This window comes from Hydrogenophaga sp., assembly GCF_035481345.1.
Taxonomy (GTDB): domain Bacteria; phylum Pseudomonadota; class Gammaproteobacteria; order Burkholderiales; family Burkholderiaceae_C; genus Hydrogenophaga.
This window is the reverse complement of sequence record NZ_DATIGV010000053.1, coordinates 1-7,543: the sequence shown is the minus strand read 5'-3', so window position 1 is coordinate 7,543 and position 7,543 is coordinate 1. Positions and strand designations below refer to the sequence as shown.

The 7,543-nt window shown below is 67.6% G+C and carries 7 protein-coding genes; 3 read left to right on the top strand and 4 right to left on the bottom strand.

What is annotated here, in order from left to right; all coding sequences use genetic code 11:
- The coding region (locus VLG41_RS05830; protein WP_325348447.1) for a hypothetical protein at positions 1-618 on the top strand (618 nt) is incomplete at its 5' end.
- Positions 619-628: 10 nt separating this feature from the next.
- On the opposite strand, the gene pcaF is transcribed toward VLG41_RS05830, so the two are convergent.
- From pcaF to VLG41_RS05815, 3 genes are read right to left on the bottom strand one after another with little or no spacing between them, the layout of a single operon-like run.
- Entirely contained in the window at positions 629-1,837 is a 1,209-nt protein-coding gene (gene pcaF / locus VLG41_RS05825; RefSeq protein WP_325348446.1) for a 3-oxoadipyl-CoA thiolase, read from the bottom strand.
- Positions 1,838-1,862: 25 nt separating this feature from the next.
- Positions 1,863-2,516, bottom strand: a complete 654-nt coding sequence (locus VLG41_RS05820) for a 3-oxoacid CoA-transferase subunit B (protein ID WP_325348445.1) — start codon at positions 2,514-2,516, stop codon at positions 1,863-1,865.
- On the bottom strand, positions 2,513-3,229 hold the full coding sequence (locus tag VLG41_RS05815; RefSeq protein ID WP_325348444.1) for a 3-oxoacid CoA-transferase subunit A: 717 nt from the start codon (positions 3,227-3,229) through the stop codon (positions 2,513-2,515). Before VLG41_RS05815 ends, VLG41_RS05820 begins: the two co-directional genes overlap by 4 nt.
- Positions 3,230-3,344: 115 nt before the next feature.
- Between VLG41_RS05815 and VLG41_RS05810 the strand changes: the two genes are divergently transcribed.
- Positions 3,345-4,151, top strand: a complete 807-nt coding sequence (locus VLG41_RS05810) for an IclR family transcriptional regulator domain-containing protein (RefSeq protein WP_325348443.1) — start codon at positions 3,345-3,347, stop codon at positions 4,149-4,151.
- A gap of 1,266 nt (positions 4,152-5,417) precedes the next feature.
- Here VLG41_RS05810 and VLG41_RS05805 read toward each other — a convergent pair.
- Positions 5,418-6,317, bottom strand: coding sequence for a LysR family transcriptional regulator (locus VLG41_RS05805; RefSeq protein WP_325348442.1), 900 nt, complete (start codon positions 6,315-6,317; stop codon positions 5,418-5,420).
- 68 nt (positions 6,318-6,385) lie between these two features.
- On the opposite strand from VLG41_RS05805, the gene VLG41_RS05800 reads away from it, so the two are divergent.
- On the top strand, positions 6,386-7,405 hold the full coding sequence (locus VLG41_RS05800; RefSeq protein WP_325348441.1) for an NmrA/HSCARG family protein: 1,020 nt from the start codon (positions 6,386-6,388) through the stop codon (positions 7,403-7,405).
- Positions 7,406-7,543: the final 138 nt, after the last annotated feature.

The window sequence follows — 7,543 nt, the reverse complement described above, 5'->3', positions numbered from 1 at the left end:
GGTCGCGTGATGGTGGCCGCGCCGTGGACCGATGGGACTGACACGCACTCGTTGAGCCTGCTCCCGGATTGTTTGCCGGGAAGGGGCCAGGCCACGCCGGCCGAGCGGATCCAGAAGCACTTGATCGATCCCATGAACGCCGGCCTGCGCAAGCAGCACATGAGCCGCAAGGAGGCCAGCCATTGGCTCAAGACGGTGCTGCGATCGTGCGAACTGGCCGATGGGGCCCCGCTGACGCCCGCCATTGAAGCCGTATTGGAGCGGGCAATGTCCCGTTCAGCAAAGCGCAAGGGCGAGAGGCAGGACGAGTGCCGCTTGAGCGACCTGGTGGTGGCCTTGCGCTGGCTGCTTCGCAGTCGGCGAGCGGAGGAACTGTTCCAGGACAAGGACCCGGCGCGCAATGGTCTGTCGGTGGCCGTGCTCAATCACCTGCCATTCCCGGTGCCAAAAGCCATCTACGCCATCGACGGCTGGGAGCGCCCGGATCGGCTGCGGACCTTCTGCTACTGCCCCCTGGCGCGCGGGATTCGTCACTACAACTGTCAAGCGATCGAAGGGCCCACAGGCGTCAGGGGCCACAGCCTGAGCCACCAGACCCAGGCTTTCCTGTTCTGCTGAGGCGCCCTCGTCAGACTCTCTCGACGATCACCGCAATCCCTTGCCCCACGCCGATGCACATCGTGCACAGCGCGTAGCGGCCACCCGTGGCGTGCAGGCGGTTCACCGCCGTGGTGACCAGGCGCGCGCCGCTGGCGCCCAGCGGGTGGCCCAGGGCGATGGCGCCGCCCCAGGCGTTCACGCGTTCATCGTCGTCCTTCAGGCCCAGCATTCGCAGCACCGCAATGCCCTGCGACGCGAAGGCCTCGTTGAGTTCGATCACGTCCATCTGCTCCAGCGTGAGGCCGGTGAGCGCCAGCACCTTCTGCGTGGCCGGTGCGGGGCCGATGCCCATCACGCGCGGCGCCACGCCGGCCGTGGCCATGCCCACCACGCGCGCCTTGGGCGTGAGGCCGTTCTTCGCGGCGCTGGCCTCATCGGCCAGCAGCAGCGCGCACGAGCCATCGTTCACGCCGCTGGCGTTGCCGGCGGTCACGCTGCCCTCGGGCTTGACCACGCCCTTGAGCTTGGCCAGCGCCTCCAGGCTGGTCTCGCGCGGGTGCTCGTCCTTGTCGACGACCACCGGATCGCCCTTCTTCTGCGGAATCGTCACCGGCACGATCTCGCGCGCCAGGTGGCCCGCCTTTTGCGCGGCCACGGCCTTGAGCTGGCTGGCCAGGGCCATGCGGTCCTGCGCCTCGCGCTCGATGCCGTGGTCCACGGCCACGTTCTCGGCCGTCTCGGGCATGGAGTCCACGCCGTACTGCGCCTTCATCAGCTTGTTGACGAAGCGCCAGCCGATGGTGGTGTCGTACACCGCGTTGGCGCGGCTGAAGGCGCTCTCGGCCTTGGGCATCACGAAGGGCGCGCGGCTCATGCTCTCCACGCCGCCGGCGATCATCAGGCCCGCTTCACCGGCCTTGATGGCGCGCGCCGCGCTGCCCACGGCGTCCATGCCGGAGCCGCACAGGCGGTTGATGGTGGCGCCGGGCACGTCGATGGGCAGGCCCGCCAGCAGCGCGGCCATGCGCGCCACGTTGCGGTTGTCCTCGCCGGCCTGGTTGGCGCAGCCGTAGAGCACGTCGACCACGCTGGCCCAGTCCACGTTCGGGTTGCGTTCCATCAGGGCCTTGATGGGGATGGCGGCGAGGTCGTCGGTGCGCACGCTGGACAGCGCGCCGCCGTAGCGGCCGAAGGGGGTGCGGATGGCGTCGACGATGAAGGCTTGGCGGGTGCTCATGGGTTCTCCGGGAAAGTGAAATCGTTCAGGCGGGTGTGGCCGGTGCGATCGGCAGCCCCACAAGGCGCTGCAGCTCGTCGAGCGACAGGCCCTCGACCGCGTCGATCAGGCGCAGGCCCTGCGGCGTGCATTCGAGCGTGGCCAGGTCGCTGTAGATGCGCTTGACGCAGCCGATGCCGGTGAGCGGGTAGCTGCACTGCTGCACCACCTTGCTCGCGCCCTGCTTGGTCAGCAGGTCCATCATCACCCAGGTCTGCTTGGCGCCGATGGCGAGGTCCATGGCGCCGCCCACGGCGGGAATGCTGCCGGGCTCGCCGGTGCTCCAGTTGGCCAGGTCGCCCGTGGCCGAGACCTGGAAGGCGCCAAGCACGCAGATGTCCAGGTGGCCGCCGCGCATCATGGCGAAGCTGTCGGCGTGGTGGAAGAAGGCGCCACCGGGCAGCAGCGTCACGGGCTGCTTGCCGGCGTTGATGAGGTCGTAGTCCTCTTGCCCGGCGGCGGGCGCCGGGCCCATGCCCAGGATGCCGTTCTCGCTGTGCAGGATCACCTCAATGCCCGGCGGCAGGTGGTTGGCCACGAGCGTGGGTTGGCCGATGCCCAGGTTCACGTAGGCGCCGTCGTGGATGTCCATCGCGACGCGTTTCGCGAGTTCATCCTTGCTTCTTCTTTGGTAGCTCATGCCGCCTCCTTGAAGCCACCGGCTTGCGTGGCCATGCGCGGAATCTTCACGACCGCGCTCACGTGGATGCCCGGCGTGACGATGGTCTCCGGGTCGAGCGTGCCGAGTTCGGCGATGTCGAACACGCTGGCGATGGTGCGCTTCGCGGCGGTGGCCATCACTGGGCCGAAGTTGCGCGCGGCCTTGCGGAACGTGAGGTTGCCCCAGCGGTCGCCGCGTTCGGCCTTGATGAGCGCCACGTCGCCGTGGATCGGGTACTCCAGCACATAGGGCCGGCCACCGATGACCCGCGTTTCCTTGGGGCTGCCGTCGGCGTTCTTCGCCAGTTCGGTGCCGTAGCCCGTGGGCGTGAAGAAGGCGCCGATGCCCGCGCCCGCTGCGCGCAGCCGCTCGGCCAGGTTGCCCTGCGGCACCAGTTCGAGCTCGATCTTCTTCTCGCGGTACAGGCCGTCGAACACGTGGCTGTCGGCCTGGCGCGGAAAGCTGCAGATGATCTTGCGCACGCGCCCGGTCTTGAGCAGCGCGGCCAGGCCGTGGTCGCCGTTGCCGGCGTTGTTGTTCACCACGGTGAGCTCGCGCGCGCCCTGGTCGATCAGGCCGGCTATGAGTTCGTTGGGAATGCCGGCGGTGCCGAAGCCGCCGATGAGCACGGTGGCGCCGTCGCGCACGCCGTGCAGGGCCTCGGCCACCGAGGGGGCGATCTTGTTGATCACGGGGTTTGTCTCCGGGCGGGAAGGGGGCAGGGGAGCTTGCTGCGTCGATCGGAGAATGTTCTAATGACGAACACTTGTTCGATTGACGAATCATTCTAGTCGCCCACCGAAGACCATGGCAACCCACGCCCGTCGCGCACCCGACGCGCCCACGCCCGGCGACGGTTATGTGCAGTCCTTCGCGCGCGGGCTGGAGGTGATCCGTTCCTTCAGTGCCGAGGCGAGCGCGCAGACCCTCTCCGAGGTGGCCGCACGCAGCGGCCTCACGCGCGCCGGGGCGCGGCGCATCCTGCTCACGCTGCAGACGCTGGGCTATGTGGAGGGCGACGGCAAGCTGTACTGGCTGACGCCGCGCATCCTGGACCTGGGCTTTGCCTACCTCACGTCCATGCCGATCTGGAACCTGGCCGAGCCGGTGATGGAGCGCCTGGCCGACGCGGTGGGCGAATCGTGTTCGGCGGCGGTGCTGGACGGCAGCGACATCGTCTATGTGCTGCGTGTGCACACGCACAAGATCGTCTCGCTCAACCTCAACGTGGGCACGCGCTTGCCGGCCTACTGCACCTCGCTGGGGCGCGTGTTGTTGGCGGGCCTGGACGATGCGCAGGTGAAGGCGCGCCTGAAGGCGAGCGCGATCCAGGCGAACACGCGCCACACGGCGGTGGATCCTGCGGAGATCCTTTCGCGTGTGCAGCAGGTGCGGCGGCAGGGGTGGGCGCTGGTGAATCAGGAGCTGGAGGAGGGCCTGATCTCCATCGCCGCGCCGGTGCGCAATCGCGCGGGCGCGGTGATCGCGGCGCTCAACGTGTCGGGACAGGCGAACCGCACCTCGGCCACGGTGATGAAGGAGCAGTTGCTGCCGAAGCTGCGGGCGGCGGCGGACGAGGTGTCGGCGCTGTTGTTGAAGGCAGGGCGGGGGTGAGGCTGGCTTGTCTGGGCGCCGGCTTCGCGCATGTCTGGGTTGGCGGGCCAAGGGTCTCGCTCGTTTCCTGGCTGGCGAGCCGAGGGCTTGGGCTGTGCCGCTGGGGGCTTCAAATGCGCAGCCCTTCGCTTCGCGAAGGGTCCCCTGCGGTGCTCGGGCAGCCGGCCCGCGGCATAACTCACTGCGCGCGCTTCGCGCGCTCCGTTCAGACAGATGCCGCCAGTCAGTTCACGAAGCGCGCTGCGCGCGCGGGCCGGCCACCCTGCGCTCCTCGGCAGCGCATAGGCGCCCCCAGCGGCACAGCCCAAGCCCTCGGCCTGAGGCGGATGGGCGAGTGAGGCGGGATGCGGGGCTGGCGATTGAAGGGCCGGTTTTCGTCGAATAGGATGGCGCCTTGCGGCCAGAAGCGGTCGTCTGCCAATAGCAGCTCTGTAGCGAAACACCGGTGAGAGGGCGTCCGGGGATCGTCGATATGGCCAGAGCGTTCTGAGGCGCGACAAAGGGCCAAGCTGCATCTGAGAAGCTGTGCGGATGCGCTTGAGTGGTGTTCATGGCCTAACGTGTTATGGGGATCAATGTAACGCCACCAATCACCGATAGTGTTCCCCAATCCGTTCAGAAGCAGGCGGGCGCCGTGTACGACCGCTGATGGCCGAAAGCACCATGCTAGCTGAGAAGGGACTGGGCCTGAAGCGGACCTTGAACTACGCTCAAGGCAGCCGAGCTCTCTCTTGCTTTAGCAATGGCCGAACGAGATGAAAGTTCGCAATCAAATCGTCTTCCGACTTGACCGGCACAGGAAACAGAACCTGAACACTCCCCAGCGGTCATCGGTCCACCTGCGATTGCCTCGATGTCCGGTCCATTGCTGATTCCGGCTTGCCAGCCCTCTGGATCGACAACAAACAGATCGCCGCTTAGTTTGGGCCAAGGCCCGGACCGGGGGGATGCCGATGTAGCGAAACATCCAATCGTCCTTCTCTGACTGACGAATTGTGTTGCTCGCGTTGTAGGTGTCGTTCCGCATCACACGTTGAATGTCTGCCGTTGGCCGATGTCCCTCATGCTGTCGCTCGAAGAGCTCCTGTCCGTTCCCCGCCACGCCCCCGAATGACAAGGGCGCCACGCGGGTGCCTGCTTCTTGCCCACAGGCCCTTCCCTGACACCCGCCAACACGGTTCAAGAGCAAAAAAGGGGGGTGAGCGTGGCTCGCCGAGGCGTTCGGCGGGCACCGGCTTCGCGCGCAGGCAGCGCCGAAAGACGACCTCAAGCCAACACGGTCCGTCGGATCAAGTCCCTGACCCACTGCTGCCCCGCGTGCCCATGGCTGCGTTCGTGCCAGACCATGCCCACTTCGAATCCTTCCACGGGAAAGGGCGGCGGTACCTGCAACAGCTGATCGCCGCGGTCCCGTACCAGGCGGCTGGGAACCAGGGCGACAAGGTCGGACTGGGACGCGACTTCGGGGACCATCAGAAAGGACGTGGCCGACAGCACCACGTTGCGGCGCTGACCCAGCCCGGTCAGAGCGTGGTCCACCGGCGTGGCGAAGTCGCCGCCACGCAGCGACACGATCACGTGTTCCATCTGGGCGTACTCCTGCACCGTGAGGCCTTCGCGCAGCAGCGGGTGCCCGCGCCGGCCGATGAGCACGTAGTGCTCGTCGAAGAGCAGCCGCGTGCGCAGGCTGGGCGGGGCCGCCTGCGGCGTCATCAGCGCCAGGTCCACCTCGCCGCGCACCATTTGCGCTTCCAGTTGCGCGATGTCGAGGTTGCGCAGGGCCACGCGGACACCGGGGGCTTCGCGGCGCAGCGCAGACAGCACGGGCTTGACCACGGCGGCCTGCAAGTAATCGGTGCAGGCGATGGACACGACCAGCGTGGCCTTCGCTGGGTCGAAGCCCTGGTGTGTGGAGACCGTGGAGCGCACCTGATCGAGCGCCTGTCGCAGAGGGCCCATCAACTCCAGGGCCTTGGCCGTGGGTGTCATGCCGCGCTGCGCGGGGATCAGCAGCGGATCGTCGAAGACGTCGCGCAGCCGGCTCAACTGCGCGCTCACGGCCGGCTGGCTCAGGTGCAGCCGCTCGGCGGCCTTGGTCACGTTCTGCTCGACCAGCAGCGCCTCCAGCGTGACAAGCAGGTTCAGGTCCAGCCGCTTGGTATCCATGCGATGGATGGTAGCGGAAGGGTTTCGCGATTTCACGGGCGACTCACGGCACCCGAGACTTGCGTTCCATGACTACCTCACCTACCTCATCTACCCCCTCCGACAAACCCTTGATCACCGTGGCCGGCGCGGCCAGCAAGCAGGGCCGTAGCGTGGCCAAGGCCTTGCTGGCCAGCGGCCGGTACCGCGTGCGCGCGCTCACGCGCCGCACCGACAGCCCACCCGTGCGCGAGCTCGCCGCGCTCGGTGCCGAAGTCGTGGTCGCGCCGCTGGAACTCGGCCACCAGGCCGATCTCACCGCCGCCATGCGCGGCTCGTACGGTGCCTTCCTGATGACCCCACCCATCGTGAAGGAGCCACCCGCCGACACCGAGTACACGCTGGGCGTGCAGCTGGCCGACGCCGCGCACGCCGCCGGGGTGGAACACGTGGTGTGGAGCGGCCTCGAAAACGTGGAGGCGCGCACCGGTGGCACCAAGTGGGCGCCGCACTTCACCGACAAGGCGAGGGTGGAGGACCACCTCCGCGGCCTGCCGCTGCGCAGCTCCTTCGTCTATCTGGCGTTCTTCTACAGCAACTTCCTCGAGTACTACGTGCCCCAGCGCGGGCCGGACGGCAGCCTCACCTTTGCCATCTACCTGCCACCCGACGCGCCCATGCCCTTCGTGGACCCGCTCACCGCGACCGGGCCTGCGGTGCTGGAGGTGTTCGACAACCCACGAAAGTACGCCGGCGCGACCTTGCCCGTCGTGGGCGAAGTCCTGACCGCACGCGAGATGGTGGAGACCTTCGTGCGCGTCAGCGGCCAGAAGGCGCGTTATGCCTCGGCCTACACGCGGCAGGAGCTGCTGCAGCACTTTCCGGCGTTCGGCGGCAACGAGTGGCTCGTGCGGGAACTGGTCGGCATGGTGGAGTACGCCGTCGAGTACGGCTACTTCGCGCCGGGGCGCGATCTGCAGTGGAGTCGCCGGATCGACCCGAACGCGCTGAACTGGGAGCAATTCCTCAAGCAAAGCCAGTGGCAGGGCGAACTCATGAGCTTTGGTTCCGCGCCGCAGGCGAAGCCGGTTGAGGCCGATGTCGCGTGAGCGTGCGGTTGCAACACACACAGGAGACTTCACGATGTCCACCCTCGTCATCATCGGCAGCGCCAAGGCCAAGCCCGGCAAGGCCGAGGAATTCCGCCAGGTGCTCAAGGAGCTGCTGCTGCCCACCCTGGCCGAAGA